The sequence below is a fragment of the Actinomyces sp. HMSC075C01 genome (genome assembly GCF_001812965.1).
In the GTDB taxonomy this organism is placed as follows: Bacteria; Actinomycetota; Actinomycetes; order Actinomycetales; family Actinomycetaceae; genus Actinomyces; species Actinomyces acetigenes.
The window spans coordinates 111167-128006 of record NZ_KV811009.1 but is presented as its reverse complement, the minus strand read 5'-3'; the positions used below and the strand labels follow the sequence as shown (position 1 = coordinate 128006).

At 68.3% G+C, this 16840-nt stretch carries 16 protein-coding genes and 1 tRNA gene; 14 read left to right on the top strand and 3 right to left on the bottom strand.

The features are described from left to right. From HMPREF2883_RS08710 to HMPREF2883_RS15125, 10 genes are all read left to right on the top strand, one after another. Positions 1 to 1439: C40 family peptidase (locus tag HMPREF2883_RS08710; RefSeq protein ID WP_218079134.1), on the top strand; the 1439-nt coding region annotated here is incomplete at its 5' end. Continuing rightward, entirely contained in the window at positions 1439 to 3253 is a 1815-nt protein-coding gene (locus tag HMPREF2883_RS08705; protein ID WP_070661132.1) for a hypothetical protein, read from the top strand. The genes HMPREF2883_RS08710 and HMPREF2883_RS08705, both read left to right, overlap by 1 nt. A gap of 66 nt (positions 3254 to 3319) precedes the next feature. Next, positions 3320 to 4381, top strand: a complete 1062-nt coding sequence (locus tag HMPREF2883_RS08700) for a hypothetical protein (protein ID WP_141759080.1) — start codon at positions 3320 to 3322, stop codon at positions 4379 to 4381. Further along, positions 4378 to 5148 (top strand): hypothetical protein, encoded by a 771-nt coding sequence (locus HMPREF2883_RS08695; protein WP_070661127.1) that lies wholly within the window; start codon positions 4378 to 4380, stop codon positions 5146 to 5148. The genes HMPREF2883_RS08700 and HMPREF2883_RS08695 overlap by 4 nt, the downstream gene beginning before the upstream one ends. 218 nt (positions 5149 to 5366) lie before the next feature. Next, positions 5367 to 5966 (top strand): hypothetical protein, encoded by a 600-nt coding sequence (locus tag HMPREF2883_RS08690; protein ID WP_070661124.1) that lies wholly within the window; start codon positions 5367 to 5369, stop codon positions 5964 to 5966. 74 nt (positions 5967 to 6040) lie between these two features. Further along, positions 6041 to 7711, top strand: a complete 1671-nt coding sequence (locus HMPREF2883_RS08685; RefSeq protein WP_070661122.1) for a GH25 family lysozyme — start codon at positions 6041 to 6043, stop codon at positions 7709 to 7711. An 86-nt stretch (positions 7712 to 7797) separates the two neighbouring features. After that, the gene (locus tag HMPREF2883_RS08680) at positions 7798 to 8169 is read left to right on the top strand and encodes a hypothetical protein (protein WP_070661119.1); all 372 of its coding nucleotides are present in this window, start codon (positions 7798 to 7800) and stop codon (positions 8167 to 8169) included. After that, positions 8169 to 8651 carry a hypothetical protein gene (locus HMPREF2883_RS08675; protein ID WP_070661116.1) on the top strand — a complete coding sequence of 161 codons (483 nt, stop codon included), beginning with the start codon at positions 8169 to 8171 and terminating at the stop codon, positions 8649 to 8651. Before HMPREF2883_RS08680 ends, HMPREF2883_RS08675 begins: the two co-directional genes overlap by 1 nt. Further along, positions 8648 to 8806, top strand: coding sequence for a hypothetical protein (locus tag HMPREF2883_RS15130; RefSeq protein ID WP_170198593.1), 159 nt, complete (start codon positions 8648 to 8650; stop codon positions 8804 to 8806). The genes HMPREF2883_RS08675 and HMPREF2883_RS15130 overlap by 4 nt, the downstream gene beginning before the upstream one ends. A 205-nt stretch (positions 8807 to 9011) precedes the next feature. Beyond that, positions 9012 to 9085: transfer RNA gene (locus HMPREF2883_RS15125), tRNA-Lys, on the top strand. Between the two features lie 184 nt (positions 9086 to 9269). Here the strand turns inward: HMPREF2883_RS15125 and HMPREF2883_RS08670 are convergent. The 3 genes from HMPREF2883_RS08670 to uppS all read right to left on the bottom strand — a co-directional run bounded on the left by HMPREF2883_RS08670 (position 9270) and on the right by uppS (position 13100). Beyond that, entirely contained in the window at positions 9270 to 10124 is an 855-nt protein-coding gene (locus HMPREF2883_RS08670; protein ID WP_070661161.1) for a hypothetical protein, read from the bottom strand. Positions 10125 to 10390: 266 nt separating this feature from the next. Beyond that, the gene (locus HMPREF2883_RS08665) at positions 10391 to 11905 is read right to left on the bottom strand and encodes a DEAD/DEAH box helicase (RefSeq protein WP_275531640.1); all 1515 of its coding nucleotides are present in this window, start codon (positions 11903 to 11905) and stop codon (positions 10391 to 10393) included. A gap of 370 nt (positions 11906 to 12275) precedes the next feature. Continuing rightward, positions 12276 to 13100 carry a polyprenyl diphosphate synthase gene (uppS, locus tag HMPREF2883_RS08660; RefSeq protein WP_070661114.1) on the bottom strand — a complete coding sequence of 275 codons (825 nt, stop codon included), beginning with the start codon at positions 13098 to 13100 and terminating at the stop codon, positions 12276 to 12278. Positions 13101 to 13469: 369 nt separating this feature from the next. Here uppS and HMPREF2883_RS08655 point away from each other — a divergent pair, with 369 nt between their 5' ends. The 4 genes from HMPREF2883_RS08655 to HMPREF2883_RS08640 all read left to right on the top strand — a co-directional run bounded on the left by HMPREF2883_RS08655 (position 13470) and on the right by HMPREF2883_RS08640 (position 16758). Next, positions 13470 to 14180, top strand: a complete 711-nt coding sequence (locus HMPREF2883_RS08655) for a PAQR family membrane homeostasis protein TrhA (protein ID WP_070661111.1) — start codon at positions 13470 to 13472, stop codon at positions 14178 to 14180. 332 nt (positions 14181 to 14512) lie between these two features. Then, positions 14513 to 14998 carry a GreA/GreB family elongation factor gene (locus HMPREF2883_RS08650; RefSeq protein WP_070661108.1) on the top strand — a complete coding sequence of 162 codons (486 nt, stop codon included), beginning with the start codon at positions 14513 to 14515 and terminating at the stop codon, positions 14996 to 14998. 162 nt (positions 14999 to 15160) lie between these two features. Further along, entirely contained in the window at positions 15161 to 15877 is a 717-nt protein-coding gene (gene msrA / locus HMPREF2883_RS08645; RefSeq protein WP_070661104.1) for a peptide-methionine (S)-S-oxide reductase MsrA, read from the top strand. 152 nt (positions 15878 to 16029) lie between these two features. Further along, positions 16030 to 16758: a hypothetical protein gene (locus HMPREF2883_RS08640; protein ID WP_070661101.1), complete on the top strand. Its 729-nt coding sequence runs from the start codon at positions 16030 to 16032 to the stop codon at positions 16756 to 16758. The last annotated feature ends 82 nt before the right edge of the window (positions 16759 to 16840 follow it).

Sequence of the window (16840 nt, the reverse complement as noted above, 5' to 3'; positions counted from 1 at the left end):
CCTTCCTCTGGAACAACGTCGTCAAGCCGGTCTGGCAGGGTATCTCCACGACTATCTCCACGGTCGTGAATTTCCTGTCCAATACTGTCTTCCCGAAGATCAAGACCGCGATTGACAACGCCAAGTCCGGTTTCGATAATTTCAAGTCGGGCGTGCAGACGGCGATGAACGCCATCAAGGGGGCCGCAGCGAAACCGATCAACTTCGTGATCGGCACAGTTTATCGAGACGGCATCAAGAAGGCGTTCGACACGATCGCTGAGAAGGTCGGCCTGTCCTTGCGCCTGCCGAGCGTGAGCACGATCCCGGGATATGCCTCGGGTGGCCAGTGGCGGACAATGACGCCCGGCTACACGCCGGGCAGGGATGTGTTCCATTTCTTCTCGCCCGATGGCGGAGGGGCTCTGCGTCTGTCGGGCGGTGAGGGGATCATCCGGCCGGACTCGCTGCGGGCCCTGGGCGGCAAGCCTTGGCTGGACCGGGTCAACGCCTCCCGGGGCAAGGGCCTGGCCAATGTCGGTGACACCGGCACGAGACGCGGTCAGGTTGCCTTCGCCAAGGGAGGCATCTGGGACCGTGTCAAGGGATCCGTGTCCTCGTCGATCAACTGGGTGAAAAGTACAGCCTCAGCGGTCGCGGATATAGTCTCCGACCCGATCGGTGCGGTCACTAACCTCGTGATTTCCCCAGCGAAGGAGCTCCTCAAGTCTGTCGGCTCAAGCTTCTGGGCGCAGACGGTGGGCGCGATGCCGCCCTTGTGGTTCGAGTCGCTGAAGAACATCTTCAAGTCCAAGACCGAGGCGGCAGGCCTATCCGGCGGCTCCGGTCTGGTCGGGGCCGCACGCAAGGCAATAGGTGTGCCCTACGTCTGGGGTGGCAGCTCGATCCCACCGGGCCTGGACTGCAGCGGCCTTGTCTACTGGGCCGCGAAGCAGCTCGGCCTGGGCTGGCCGAGGCTGACGGCGGCCGGATACCAGTCCGGGTCGACGCCAATCTCCTGGAGCGCGGCCGTGCCCGGCGACCTCCTGTTCTGGGGCTCGCCGGCTCACCACGTCGCCATCTTCGCCGGCGGCGGCAAGATGGTTGAGGAGCCCAGGGAGGGGCTGTCCGGCCGTGAGATCTCCATCTGGGGCTCGCCAACAGTCGGCCGCTACGGCGGCGCCCGGAAGTACGACGCCGGCGGCTGGCTGCCCCCGGGTGCACACACCGCGGTCAACCAGACCCGCAGCCGGGAGGCCGTCCTGACCTCACGACAGTGGTCAGATGTCTCCAGGCTCGCCGCCCAGGGGGCCTCGAACGAGGCTCTGCTGGCAGGTCTGGACGGAACGGAGGTCCGCCTCGTCGTCGATGACTCCACAGCGCTGGACGCACATGTTGAGGTTATCGCCGCCGGGGTCCTGGATCGCCGCGCACGGACTCTGGGAAGGGGACGACGCTGATGACCCGGACGAACCTCCTGCTCAACGGGGCATTCGGTAGCGGAGTGGCCGGATGGACTGCCGAGCAGGCGGCGATCTCCGCAGACTCTGGGCGGATGCGGGTGATCCCGTCGTCGAGCTCGTGGACGGTGTCCTCGGACTCGACGGCAGTGCCCCAGGGCCAGTGGGTGTCCCTGGCTGCGGACATCACCGCCGGCGATTCCCCGGTGGACCTGTGTCTGCGGTTTGCCGGCACGGACGGTCCGGTACCGAGGGTATCCGCTCCAGCCGGGAGCACGGGCCGCGTTGTCGTGACCGCGCAGGCACCGGCTGGCGCCACCACGGTGCAGGCGGCCCTGTCCGCTTCAACCGGCGGTGTGGCGGCTGCCTATCCCCCGCTCTCGTCTCGGGACGCGTGGGTGCTGGGAGCGGCGGTCCAGGCCGCTGACGGGGTCGCCGCCGGGGCCTGGGTCGTGCCGGCAGGGGCCGACGTGTCTGACGGGAAGGCGGTTGTCACCGGCACTCTCAGCATGGGTGTCCCAGCGGCGACTGTCGCTGGCCACACCCTGGGCCTGTCGTGGAGTGCCTCGACGACCGTGGCCGGAACTTTCGTCCAGCGAGGCGGCTTCTACGGTGTTACTGCCGACGGCGTCTTCAAGAAGTCCTACCTTGCCAGGGGCTTCCAGGGGCTGACGGAGACGGAGACCGCTTACAAGGATTCCGTCGCTATCCCTTCAGCCGAGACCCTGGCGGAAGACGGCGTCGAGGTCATCTACCCGGTCGTCTTCCTCGCCGCAGGGGTGACATTCACCCGCGTCGAGGTGGTGGACGAGACCGCCCAGACCCTCTGGGCCGACAACGCGATCCTCCAGATCGGGGACGCGCAGAGGGACGTGTCGGACACTTCTTTCTTCGACGGCGACACCAGTCCGGTCAGGATCGGCGACACCGGGAAGGCGCTGGTCTACTCGTGGACCGGGGTGCCTGGAGGCTCTCCGTCGCGTGAAGAGGTCGGCCGGTGGCCGATCTTCACCCTGACCGCGATCATCCCCGACGGCGACGCCCCAGTCGTGCAGGTGATCGTGCCCGGCCTCTACGCACGATCGGGGACCCCGGTGAAGGTCACCGGCCACACGCCGGACGGGTTCTCCTGGACGGTGCGTGGCAGCGGCAGCATGGGCAGCGGTTCTCAGCTGGTGCTCGGTGACGCGCTTGCGCCTGTCAATGTGCCGTTGACGTACCGCATCGTGCGGCCTTGGGACGGGCAGACGGTCGAGTCGACGCCGGTGACACGCCCGTGGTCGGGTCGGTCTCTGATGACTGATGTCATCGGGGGCGGCCGTCTGGACCTGATCTGGCAGGGAGACGACTCTCGTGCGCCGGACCAACGGATCACTGCTCACGAGATCCCTGGGCGCTCGACTCCGGTGATGGTTTTCGCCCCAGCCATGGGGGCTGGCACAGTCTCGCTGACGGCCCGCACGAGCGGGGCTCACACGCAGACGATGACGGCTCTGGCCGCCCGCCCGACTATCGCGCTCCTGTTCCACAATCCCGCCAGGTGCTTCCAGTGCCGCCGCGGAGTCTGCGACGTGCCACTGACGACGGTCATGGCCCTGACCTCGGTGTCGCAGGCACGCACACCCCGCCAGGACCAGGCGGAGCGGGCATGGACCCTGAAGGGAACCATCTGCTCGGTCCCGGAGCCGCAGCGCATTGTCGGTCTGTCCGTCTGGGACGACTTCGACGCGGCGGCTCTGACCTGGACCCGTCTCGACGCCATGGGCCTGTCCTGGGACGACTTCGACGCCACGATCTGGCAGGAGGTTCGGTAACCGATGCTCCAGCGCCCCAAGATCCCCGCCGATGCCCTGAGTAGCGCATTCTCTTGGGATGCTCGCGTGGACTCATGGCTCGGCCGGACCTGGCTGGGCCAGGTGCCTGTCAAAGCCGGCTCCGTCACCTGGACGACCAGCCAGCAGGTCCAGGGCACCCTGAGCCTCACGGTCCCCAGAATCGGGGCGGCGGGCCAGGACGAGGACTCCCGCGACTGGACCCCGCTCGCACCGGACTCTCCGTTAGCGGCTATGGGGCAGGTCCTCCACGTGCAGGTGACCGTCGCCTCCCTCGTCTCCACCGACCGCTGGGATGTCCCCCTCGGCCGCTTCCTCATCACCCAGTGGGAAGTAGGGGAAACCGACATCCGCGTCACGGGTAAGTCGTTGCTCCAGCACCTTGAGGACGACCGCCTGACCTCGCCAACCGTCCCCTACTCGGGCGGCACACTCGCCTCAGAGCTGCGCCGCCTGGTCGGCGGCCACATGGGCGTCATCGTCAGTGACGCCCTCACCAACCGGGCCTGCCCCTCCATGTCCTGGGGAGAGTCCCGCATCGACGCCGTCTACGAGCTCACCGACGCCTGGCCGGCCCGCCTGCGCGAGGGCCCCGACGGCGTCCTCTACGTCCTGCCGCCCATTCCGTCTATCACCGAGCGCCCGGAGACAACCCTGACAGACGGCGAGGCCGGCACCGTCATCGGCGTCACCCGCCAAGGCTCCCGAAACGGGATCTTCAACCGCATCGTCGCCCGAGGACAGGAGCAGGATGATGCTGGGCAGCCGCGCTTCCAGGCCATTGTCGACCAGACCACCGGCCCCCTACGCACCTCCGGCCCCTACGGCGTCATCACCAAGTTCTTCAGCTCGCCCCTCATCACTTCCAAGTCCGCAGCCTTCGACTCCGCCGTCACGATGCTCGCCACCTCGGTCAGGCAGAAGACCACGGTCCCCGTCACCCACGCACCAAACCCGACTCTCACTCTAGACACCCCGGTCGAGCTCATCACCGCCAACATCGACGGCGCTGCCAAGATCAACCAGTGGGGAATCGTCACCTCAACCGAGATCCCCCTCGTCTACAGCGGGACGTCACGCTCCGACATCGAAGTGGTGACCACAACATGAGCCTGCCCATCCTCGACCTCCTCAACTCCACCCCAGCAGACGAAGGCCCCCGCCCAGGCTCCGACCACGCCATGGTCGCCGTCGCCCGCGTGCTCGACGTCGCCAACGGCGGCACCACAGTCACCGTCTCCCTCCTTGGCTCCGCTGGAATCACCCTGCCGGCCACCGTCTCCACCTGGACAGGCGTCGAAACTGCCTACGTTCTCCTCGACCCATCCACCGGACGCCCGATTCACGTCCTCGGCCCAGCCCCAGCCCCAAAGATCGCTCCAGTCTCCTTCAAACCACCCAAGGCCACCACCCGCACCGTCACCCGCACCGCCTACCCCATCTGGACCGGCACCCACGCCCCAGCCGGGTGGAACCGCTTCGGCGCCGCCATCGTCGGCCACCCCCGCGACCTCAACCAAGGAGACGCCGGCACCGGCACCCTGACAGGCCTAGCCACCTACGGCCAGCAGATCCCCGCCATCGGCGCCACCAGCATCACCCGGGCCACCCTCACCGCAACCGGCAACGGCGCCAACCCCAACACCTGGAACGCAGTCTTCCAGTGCGCCACCTACACCGACGACGGCCCCCAAGCCACCGGCCCCCAGGCCACCGGAACCATCACCAACAGCCAAACCAGCAGCATCGATGTCACCGCGCTCGCGGACGGCCTGCTTGCGGGCCATGGGATCGCTCTGGTGGGCGCCGTCTACGGCGGTCTCCGCGGACAGGGTGACTCGATGGTGCTGTCCCTTCAGTGCGAGGTTGAGTCATGAGCGGAGGCTGGTCGGTGTGCGGCCTGTGCGGCGTCGTTGTCGCCGATATTCCTGGTCACGTCTATTGGCACGAGACCGGAGCACTCGAGCTCATCGCCGAGATAGTCGAGGAGCTCCAACAAACACCGAAATCCGATGCGGGTGAAAACACCCGAGCAGATGAGTCAGAGTCAACAGATTCCACGACCACCCCCTCAGAGGGAGAGGAGTAATCGCATATGCCATCGATTGACGTCAGAGGCCACCTGGTGCCAAATGGGAGCGAACCGGCGTCCAGGCAGTCCCTTCTGGACCTCTCTCGCTCAATTCCGTCGGTTAAGGCGTGCGCCTCGGAAGCGGCTGCCATCCAGCACATCAATGCCCTCAAGGCTGCCGGGGCCAAGGTCACCGAGGACAACCCTGTGTTCGTGTGGCGTACGGACATCAAGGCTCTCCTGGTGTGGGACGGTCTCCACTGGGCCGGAACCAGCCGGTTCCGTATCGAGACCCAGCAGGTCGGGGATGTGGGAATCAGCTACACACAGCCCGGCCCTCATGAGCTCAGCATATTCAAGGCCGGCCGTATCGCCGGCTTCACTGACAGCTTGAACTACGGCTCGGGATGGTTTCCCTACCAGCATTTCCCCGACCCCTTCCCGAATGCCTGCATAGCGGTCGTGTTTCAGCCGATCTGGAACAATGCGGTCAAATGGAACTTTACCTCGATGACGCCACCCGCTGTGTACGACCTCGACCGAACGGGGTTCCGGGTCATGTTCCCCAATGAGAAAGACAGGTCTCGGGCGCACGCGCTCATGTGGATCGCCGTCGGGTTCTGACTGCGCCCGCTTTTCTCTACCCCGCGCCAGTCTGGTGGCGGGGTTTTCTGTACCCAGAATCAGGAAGGATTTGTATGTCTGTCGCGTCAGTCGCAGCCAGCATCGCGCGCCGTATCTGTGATGTGGAGGATGTGGGATATAGCCAGCCCGACCGAAGGACGTGGTACTCGGAGGCGGACTGGGAGGGGCACGTCAAGAGCCCACAGAACGCCGACTGCTCCAGCTTGGTGTGCGGGGCCGTCAATTATGGTTTGCATGACGCTCTTGGCGTCCCCTGGGGGCACAAGGCTCTGCTCGAAATTGATGACTTCTGGACAGGCAATATGAGGGAAGGTCTGGAGGCCAGGGGCTTCCAGGAGGTGCCCTGGGAGGACACCAATCTTTACCCGGATGGTGGTTTCCAGACCGGCGACGTTGTCCTCTCGGTAGCCAGCGAGGGCGGCAAGAAGCATGTCGTCATCATCACCGACGCCGCCAACGACCTCCTCAGCGAAGCCTGGATCGCCGAGGACGGATCGGACGATGGTGTCCTGGGTGATCAGACCGGGGTTGAGACCAGGACCGTCTCCTACTCCTCGCACCCGTACACCAGGTCGGGGGCCTGGACGAGCTGTCATCGTTTCAACAGAGACCGGTTCCTGGCCCAGTGGCCGGAGTTCGCCAAGAAGACCCCAGCCCCCAACCCCACGCCGGCCCCCGCGCCAGCGACACCGTCGATGCCGGCTCATGCTCACGGTATTGACGTCTCCTCTTACCAGGAGGGGATCGACATCGCGGGCCTGTGGGCGGACTTCGTCATCGTGAAGTGCACTGAGGGCGATGGGTACACGAACCCGTGCATGGGTGCGCAGGCCCAGGCGACCTTGAGCAGCGGCAAGCGATTGGGGCTTTATCATTTCGCCCGTCCCGGCGACGTCTCCGACCAGGTGCGGTACTTCCTGGCCGCTGCCAAGCCCTATCTCGGGCGGGCGACCTTGTGGCTGGACTGGGAGGACGACGCCCCGGCCCAGGGACCGGGGTGGGCTCTGGCGTGGCTCGACGCCGTCGCGGCGGCTACCGGCACGACGCCGGGCATCTACATGAACGGCTCCACTGTCAACGACTACGACTGGGCGGCCGTCGCCGCGAGGTACCCGCTGTGGTACGCCGACCCGACGAACTACAACACCACCTACATCGGCTACATCGACCCGACTGTCCCCTCGCTTCGGTTCTGGGGGCAGCCGTTGGTTCACCAGTACTCCCAGCGGGGGCGCCTGGCCGGCTACGGCGGGGCGCTGGACTTCAACCGGCTTCGCGACAGGTCCGTCTGGGACCGGATGAGGACGGCGGGCTCCGTGTCTCCGTCGACTCCCGCCGCGCCGGCCGCGTTGGTTGTGGACGGTGAGTATGGGCCCGCCACGCTTCGTCGTCTCTGGGAGGTCATGGGGGCGGTGGGCTACCCGGAGGTGTTCGCGGTGGCGAACCTGAGGCGCTACCTGAACAAGGCAGTGCCAGCGCACTCGCAGCGCATGCTCACGGGGGCGGACAGGCTGCCTGAGGACCGGGGCTGGGACGCTCAGCTGTTCCGTGTCTTCCAGTACTGGGCGTGGTGCTGGGTCCGGCCGGTCTCCAGCTCCTGGAGCACTTTCGCGCCCGGCTGGAGCTTCGGTGAGTTCATCGACGGAGAGGCGGGCCCCGCGACCTGGGCGGCGCTCCAAGAGGCCCTCAACCGCTCCAAAACGGCCTCGTTCAGGCTCATGTAACAGCCCAGGAGCAGCCCCCCACAACACCACTCACTCAGTCACCACAGCTACCGCAACCGACATCCCAAGAGCTAAGAAGGATCACAATGAAGTCACTCATCTCGGACCCGTTCATCACGACCGTCGTCCTAGGCATCATCTGGCCCCTCATTCAGGCGGCCCTGGACCGCCCCTGGTGGACCCGAGGCCGCCGTGTCACCCTCGTCATCGTGGCCGGCGTCGTCCTGACAACCGGCGCGTGGGCCATCAGCGCCTACCCCCTGGCGATCGAGACTCTGGCTGCCCAGACTGGCCGCTTCCTCGGTTTCGCCTGGCTCGCGTTCCAGGCCCTGTCCCGAATCAAGATTCACGGCATCACCGTGATCGAGTGGGCCGGAATCCTCACCCCCGGCGGCGAGACCCGCACCGACTACACCCCCCGCCACGCAACCGGCGCCCAGGGTGGGACGGAGCTCTGATGAACACCGTCATGCCGTCGCACCCCTTCGTGGAGATCTTCTCCTCGCAAGAGGTCGCGGCGGCGGCGGGCGTCTTCCTCCTGGCCGTCATCGGCCTGGCCACGATGGGCGTGCGCTGGGCGCGCACCTGGGTCGAGACTCAGATCGGAGCCCTGCACTCGCAAGTCGCTGAGGTGGGGGACCGAGCCAAAGGAGCTAGAGAGGCTGCCGAGCAGGCAGTGGATGCCACCACCAACAGTCACGGCACCCACATCCGCGACGACCTCGACGAGGTACGAGACGCCGTAGACACGATCCTCAGACGGATGGACGCAGCCGAGCTCGCCCGGATTGAGGAGCGCGACACTCGCGAAAGACGGGACCGCCGTGCCGAAGACCAGATCGACGGGATGCGCGACGACATCCGCAGCCTGACCGCCTCCGCCGAGCGCGCCCACGCCCGCCTCGACGAGCGAGTCACAGCATTGGAGGCAGCCAAATGATTGCCGACGCCATCGCCCGCGCACTCACCCAGTGGACGCCAGAAGACCCCGCCTCCTGCGACCCCGCATGGGCCGAGACGATGCGCCAGGACCTCGAGCAGGCCCAGAAACTGATCGCCGAAGCCCTCGCCAACCTCAGCCAGCCAGGTTCATGATCTGTACCGTCCAGGCTAGATTGGGGCCCCTCCAGCCAACGGCTGGAGGGGCCCCAATCTCGTCTTGCTGTCCGGGACTCTCCACAGTCCGCCGATAGCCTGCTCCTCACACTCAACCAATGGCTACACAACGGGCCACACCCTCTCTGTAGTATGCGAACGACACGCTAGCATCACCCGCATGATCCCAAAGGAAAGTCGATGTCCCCCTGATTGATTGCATGAATCATCGCCGGACTTTTAATCCGAAGGTCGTGGGTTCGAGCCCCACAGGGGGTACCGCACTGGCCAGTGGGGACGGGAGAACTCTCCCATGGTGAGCCGGGCTCGATCGACGCCAACCCAGATGGCCGGATGCGAGCGCAGGTCACTCAGCCACAGGACATAGCCGACTCTGAGGGCCTAACCTTGCGGATCGCAGACCGCTCCGGGGACTCACCGTCCAACCTCCGAGGCGGCTTCATCATTTTCCGCTTGCAGCGGCGTCGAGCACGCGACCGACGTAGCTGCCGAACTTCTCGGTGATGCTGCCGTGGTCGTCGTTGGGCCACTCGCTCCAGGTGTGACCGAAGCCCGCCGATCGGTAGTAGGCCAGGCTGTTGCGGGCGTGCCCGCTGCCATCGAATCCGTCGAGGCTGTTGGCGGGCACGTCACGGATTCCGGTCACCCAGTTCAACGAGAGCCGTTCCTTGGCGCCTGAGGAGAAGGCGGCCTTCTCCTCAGGCGCGTCGCCGCCCCCGAAAAGCAGGAAGCCCCCGCCCGCCATGCGCTCGGCGTAGGCCGGGAAGAACCACTGGCTGATGAACTCCGAGCCGCCGGAGTAGCCCACGAGCCAAACCCGATCCGTGGTGGCGCCGCACCCGGCGACCACGTAGTCGAGCGCCTGCTCCAGGTAGCGGACCTTGCCATCCTGATCCTCCAGCCACCAGGATCCGTCGTCTCCGGGAGCACGCACCGAGACCACGTCGTACCCGCGAGCGCTCGCCGCCTCGACGACTCCCCCGGCGCCGGCCAAGCCACCGCGGGACCTCTCGCCCCGGTCCAGATTCCCTTCACTGTGGAAGGGCTGCCCGTCGCCGTCGAGGTAGACGACCAGTCCGACCGGCACGTCCGTGGCCGCGTAGAAGATGCAGTCGGAGGTCTCGTCCTCGTCGTCGGTGTAGGAGAACGCGGCAGGAACCGACAGGTCTCCCGGCGTCGGCCGCAGGCTCGACGCAACGCCGGCCCCGCGTGAGCGCAGGTGCGAGGGCGAAGTCGAGTGCGTTGCCGCTCGCTGCACCCCCCGAGAAGCGCAGCCGGCCAGGATGAGGCCCGTCATCACGCCGGTCAGGGCTCGCCGCGAAAGGTGCGCCGCCACGCTCTCCACCCACCTTCCTGATCGCCGTCAGCCACTCGACGGTAGCACCGGCATCCCGGTTCCGCCCGGCCGGCGCGAGGCCCGAATCGCACCACCGACGACGACGCGAACCAAGGTGGATAGGGGCTCAGCGCGGGAGCACGGCGCCTTCAACACCCAAGAGCGCGCGCCGAATGCCGCCTCACGCGACGCCTCAGGCGGGACTGCCCTGACTACCCTGGCCGTTCTTAGCCCCGCTCACCGCGGGAGCCGCGCCCACGACCACCGCCGCTGCGGCCGCCCCGGCCAGAGCCCCGCTCACCGCTCCCACCGCGCCGCTTCGCGCCGCGCCCACTCTTCCCAGCGTGCCCGCCGCGTCCACCGTGCGCTCCCCCGCTGCGACCTCCGCGGCCGACGCGACCGGACCGACCACGCCCCGCTTCGCCGTGGCCGCGCCCCGGCCTCCCGGTGGAGGCCCGCCCGTTGGGACTGCCGCCCTTGATGGCCACGCCCTCAGGCATGTCCTCCAGCGCGACAGCCTCGGCGACCTGCCCCACGAGGGCGGCCACGGCGTCGTCGTCGGGCCGGATGCGCTCAATGTCCGCGCGGATCCGCGCCTTCTTGAGCAGAACCTGCACATCGTGCTTCTGCTCGGGCAGGACGAGGGTGACGACGCTCCCGGCAGCCCCGGCGCGGGCGGTGCGGCCAGAGCGGTGCAGGTAGGCCTTGTGCTCGGCGGGCGGGTCGACGTGAACCACGAGCTCGACGCCGGAGACGTCGATACCCCGGGCGGCGATGTCGGTGGCGACCATGACGTGCACCTGCCCGGTGGAGAAGGCCCGCATGGCGCGCTCGCGCGCGTTCTGGCTCATGTTGCCCTGCAGCTCGACGGCGGGGATCCCGGCCTGGACGAGCTTGCGGGCCAGGCGCCGGGCGAGGTGCTTGGTGCGGGTGAACAGGATGCGCTGCCCCTGCCCGGAGGCCAGGCACCGCACGATGCCGTCCTTGGCGGTCTTGTCCGCGACCATCCACACGCGGTGGGTCATGGCGTCCACCGGCGAGGTCGAGGGGTCCACGGAGTGGTGGAGCGGGTCGTGGAGGAACTCCTTGACCAGCGTGTCCACGCCGTTGTCCAGGGTCGCGGAGAACAGCAGGCGCTGGCCGCGCTGCGGGGTGGCGCGCAGGATGCGGCGGACATTGGGCAGGAAGCCGAGGTCGGCCATGTGGTCGGCCTCGTCCAGGACAGTGATCTCGACCTCGTCGAGGCTGACGAGTCCCTGCCCCATGAGGTCCAGGAGCCGGCCGGGACAGGCGACGACGACGTCGACACCCGCCTTGAGGGCCTTCTCCTGGGGCTTGGCGGAGACCCCACCGAAGATGGTGGTCACATCCATGTCGACGACGCGAGCCAGGGGCTCGATGACCTCGGCGATCTGGAGGGCGAGCTCACGGGTGGGTGCCAGGACCAGGCCGATGGGGTGGCCTGGGCGGGCCTTGTCCTGCTGCGCCAGGCGCTGGACGAGCGGCAGGCTGAAGGCCAGGGTCTTGCCCGAGCCGGTGCGGCCGCGGCCGAGCACGTCGCGCCCGGCGAGGGTGTCGGGCAGGGTGGCGGCCTGGATGGGGAAGGGTGCGGTGAAGCCGCGGGCGTCGAGGTCGGCGGCGAGGTCTGAGTCCACGCCGAGGTCGGTGAAGGTGGCCTCTCCCGCAGCCGGGATCTTCCCGGAGGCGAAGCGGTGTGAGGCGGAGGTGCGGTGTGCGGCCACGAGGATCCTGTCGTTTGGGACCGCGAGCACGCCGGCGCGTGTCGCTGGCAGCGTGCGCGTCGGTGCGTGAGGTGCCGGCGTACGCGGCTCGACGGCGCGGGGCGTCGGTGAGTCGACGCGCGCCGGGACCGGGGCACCAGCCAGGCCGGGCGGCGCCCGGACCAGGGAGCCATCCTGCCCGAGATCCCGCAATGTGTCACTCCGGGCGACTATTCACTGTGCAGGCACTCGCCGCGGCCAGCATCGAAACGCCCTGACCAGCGGTTTTACGGCGCGCCCCGGAAACGACGGCCGCAGAACCGACGGAAAAGTCGCCATTCGTGACACCTGAGGACCCAGACCCGCCCCGACGGCCACGAATTGAGGCGGGCTACCTGCCCAGGCGGCGCTCCCGGCTGGCGAAGTCGCGCAGCGCCCGCAGGAAGTCCACGCGCCGGAAGGCCGGCCAGTTGACCTCGCAGAAGTAGTACTCGGAGTGCACCGACTGCCACAGCAGGAACCCGGAGAGCCGCTGCTCACCCGAGGTGCGGATGACCAGGTCGGGGTCGGGCTGCCCCTTGGTGTAGAGGTGCTCGGTGATGTCCTCCTCGCTGAGCGATGCGGCCACCTCCTCCAGGCTCGCCCCGGCGGCGGCCCGCTCGCGCAGCAGCTCGCGCACAGCGTCGGCGATCTCCTGCCGGCCCCCGTAGCCGACGGCGATATTGACCTGCATGCGCCGGTCCCCGGCCGCGGCATTGGCAGCCTCGCCCGCCGACCCGCCTGCCCCAGAGGCCTCCGCACTCGCCGGCCGGGAGCGGACGACGGCGGCGCGCAGGCGCTCGGCCAGAGGCTCGGGCAGGAGGTCGACGGCACCCACGAGGCGCAGGCTCCAGCGGCCGGTCTCGGCGAGCTCGTCGACGGCGTGGGCGATGATGTCCAGCAGGGGCGAGAGCTCGGCCGGGTCGCGGGAGAGGTTGTCGGTACTCAGCAGCCACAGGGTGACGACCTGGACCCCCATCTGCTCGGCCCACCCGAGGAACTCCTCGATCTTGTCCGCGCCGCGCTTGTGTCCCTGCGCGGCCCCGAAGCCCATGGACTTGGCCCAGCGCCGGTTGCCGTCGAGGATGACACCCACGTGGTGGGGCACCGTGGCCGGGTCGATGCGCGCAGCCAGCCGTCGCTCATAGATGTCGTAGAGGAGGTTGTCGCCTGCCATGCCGTGTTCCTCGGGGCTCCTCGGTGGGGTTGTTGGGGGACGGGGCCCGACGGCGCGGGGCCACCCCCAACGCTATCGCGCGACGCCCCTCTCGCGCTGGACGAGTCGGCTAACAGCCGGGTCAAATCCGGCCATCAGGTTCACCCAGGGTTGCCGGGGCACAACAGAGGCATGCCAGGCGGTTGGGCCGCACCGGCTCTCACGACGACGACGGCCGGGAACCTCCTGACGCGCACGAACGTGCCTGCCGCGTCACATCGCCGTCCGGACCGCTACCACCACAACCTACGCTCACGTAACCTACGGAGTCGTAAGGTTCAGAATCGCCCCTGGTCCCAGCCCACACCAGCCAGAAGGACGCTCACGCCCATGTCACCGACACCGCCTTCAACGCCGCCGGCCTCGCGCCGCTCCGCGTCCGCGAGCGCCAAGGGCGTCATCGCCGCCGTCAAGCCGAGGCTGCGCGGGTGGATCCACGCCGGTACCGCGCCACTGGCCCTGGCGGCCTGCATCGTGCTGACGGTGCTGGCGCCGGGAGCGGGCCTGAAGTGGGCCTGCGCCGTCTACCTGACGTGCTCGCTGCTGCTGTTCGCCAACTCCGGCGTCTACCACATCGGCACCGGGCACTGGCCGGCGAGGGTCGCGGCCACGCTGCGGCGGATCGACCACGCGAACATCTACCTGCTCATCGCCGGCACCTACACGCCCCTGTCGGCGGCGCTGCTGCCGACGCGCACGGCCACCCTGGTCCTGGGGATCGTGTGGGCGGGGGCCGCGATCGGCACGGCCACGAACCTGCTGTGGATGCACGCCCCACGCTGGTTCACCACCGCCCTCTACGTCATCCTGGGCTGGGTGGCGGTCTGGTTCCTGCCGCAGTTCTGGCGGACAGGCGGCCCCGCGGTCGTGTGGCTGCTGGTGGCCGGCGGCGTGACCTACACGCTGGGCGCCGTCGTCTACGCCCGCAAGACGCCCGACCCCTCGCCGCGCTGGTTCGGCTTCCACGAGATCTTCCACGTGTGCACCGTGGCCGCATGGGCCTGCCAGTGCGTGGCCTGCTTCCTGGCGGTTCTGCGCTAGCGGGGACGGCGGGCTGCGGGAGGCGGCCGCTGAGGCAACCGGTCCGACGCACGGCCCACCACGCCGTCGAGCCGCCCACTTTTCCCGCCGAGTCCCCAAACCTCACAACGACGTCGATCAGGCGGGTTGGCACGGATTCGCCCGCCTCGCCGCCCGAGCGCAGCCCCGGAATACTCCAGCACCTTTCGCCAACCACACAGCATTCCCTCAGGCTGCGGCGTAGACTCGCGCTTCAAACCCGGTCGGCCCTGTAAGGAGCCGCCGGGTATCGTCGTCGCAAGGTAACCCGACCGGCTGCCGAGCGACCAGCACCAGTCATCCAAGGAGGACCCATGTCCGAACAGTCACAGGGAACCTGGCTCACCCAGGAGGCCTACGACCGGCTGTCCGCCGAGCTCGAGCACCGCAAGACGACCGAGCGCAAGGAGATCGCCCAGCGCGTGGAGGCGGCTCGCCAGGAGGGTGACCTGCGGGAGAACGCCGGCTACCACGCCGCCCGCGAGGAGGCGGGGCTCAACGAGGCGCGCATCATCCAGCTCGAGGAGACCCTGGAGAACGCGCAGATCGGCGAGGCTGCCGACGACGGCTCGATCTCGGCCGGCACCATTGTCACCGCGAAGGTGGCCGGCAAGGAGCAGGTCTTCGCCCTGGGCGGCCAGGAGATCACCGCGGACGTGCCCGACGGCGTCAAGGTCTTCTCCCCTGACGCCCCGCTGGGCCAGGCCCTCATGGGGCACCGTGCGGGCGACACCGTTTCCTACGATGCCCCCACCGGCCGGAAGATCCAGGCCGAGATCGTCAAGGTCGAGCGGGTCTGACTTCCTTTCCCCTTCCACCGAGCCGGGCATTTTTCGCGTAGCCCTACCGAATTTCCGTTGGGCACCGCGAGAAATGCCCGGCTCGATGTCTCCACCCCGGCCGCTCCTCGCGGTCAGTGAAGCGCGGGCGGGAATAGGGGCCGGGCGCAGTAGCGTGTCCCCATGTTCAACGCCCTTCGTCACTCGCTCAGCGGATCGGCGCCGGCCGGCCGCGAGACGCCGGTCCTGCCCGCCCCCGGAGACCACCCGGTGCTGGGGACGCCCCTGGACGGGCCGTGGCCCGAGGGCAGTCGGGTCATCTACCTAGCGGCCGGCTGCTTCTGGGGCGTAGAGCGGATCCTGTGGCGCCAGGACGGCGTCGTCTCGACGTCGGTGGGCTACATGGGCGGCCAGACGCCCAACCCCACCTACCAGGAGGTGTGCACCGGGGCGACCGGTCACGCCGAGACGGTGCGCGTCGTCTACGACCCTGCCGTCTGCGGCGAGGGCGGGGAGACCCTGCTCAAGACCTTCTGGGAGAACCACGACTCCACGCACCTGAACCGCCACGGCAACGACGTCGGCACCCAGTACCGCTCGGCGGTGTGGACGACGACGCCCGCCCAGCGCGAGGCGGCCGTGCGGATCCGCGAGGCCTTCCAGGGCGAGCTGACCCGCCTGGACCTGGGCACCTGCGTAACCACCATTGAGGACGCCGCCGACGCGCCGGCTCAGTTCGGCGGCCCCTACTACCTGGCCGAGGACTACCACCAGGCCTACCTGCACAAGAACCCCAGCGGCTACTGCAACCACGGCCCCAACGGGGTGACCTGCCCGGTCGGCCTCACGGACCTTCCCGCCCAGATCGACATCCTGGCCCCCGGAGACGCGCTGGCCTGAGGGCGCCGCCCCAGCCATTGACGGGTCAATCACCAGCGTTCTCACACGTTGCGTTGAGATGCTGTCCCCCGGTCGCCGGCCAGCACTCCCAGCTGTGAGCGCCCGCGACACCCAGACCTGTTTCCCTGCGCACCAAAGGAGGCTCAACCCCGATGAGCAGCCAGCAGACGAGCACCCCGTTGGACCGGTCTCCAGCGGGGGCGGCCTCGCAGCCCCACTGGTCTGAGGACACAGACTTCCAGTGGCGCGCCGCGACCGAGCTGCTCATCGCCATGGGGATCCCACGCTCTACCGCCCGCCTCACCGGCGACCTGCGCACCTCCATCGCGCACCTGGAGGAGGTCGACGCGCGCCTGCCCCGTGACGGCAAGCCCCTGCCGGAGGCCGACCGCCTCACCCGCAACAACGCCGTCGACGACGTCGCCCGGGCCATCCTGCCGCTGGCACACGCCACCCTGGAGCGGATCCGGGCAGAGGGGCTGCGCACCGAGGTCGTCGGCGTCGACTACGACGCCCTGTGCGACGCCGTCGAGCAGCTCGAGGCCACTTACCGCGCCGGCTGGTGGCGCGCGGCCGAGAGGGAGGGCGCCGACTTCTTCCTGCGCGAGGTCGAGGCCCTCAACCGTCTTAACGTCCCGTCGGTGCGGGCCAACTGGCGTGACGCCGGCAAGATCGCGGGCATCCTGCGCAAGATGCCCGTCTCGACGCTGCGGCGCGTGGCTCGCACGAGCAATCCCATGGCGCTGCGGCTCATGGTGCTGTTCAACCTCCAGGCCGGCTACCGCGACGGCAGCTTCGACAAGACCATCTCGATCCCCCGCCTGATCCACACCCGCACCAGCGAGTACCGCACCGAGTACCGGGCCGGCTCAGCCGCTTAGCGCGAACCACGCAGCCGAGCAGCCCCCGCCAGCCCCCGCCGACCCACTCACTTCGACCGAATCTTCATAAACGACGCGGCTC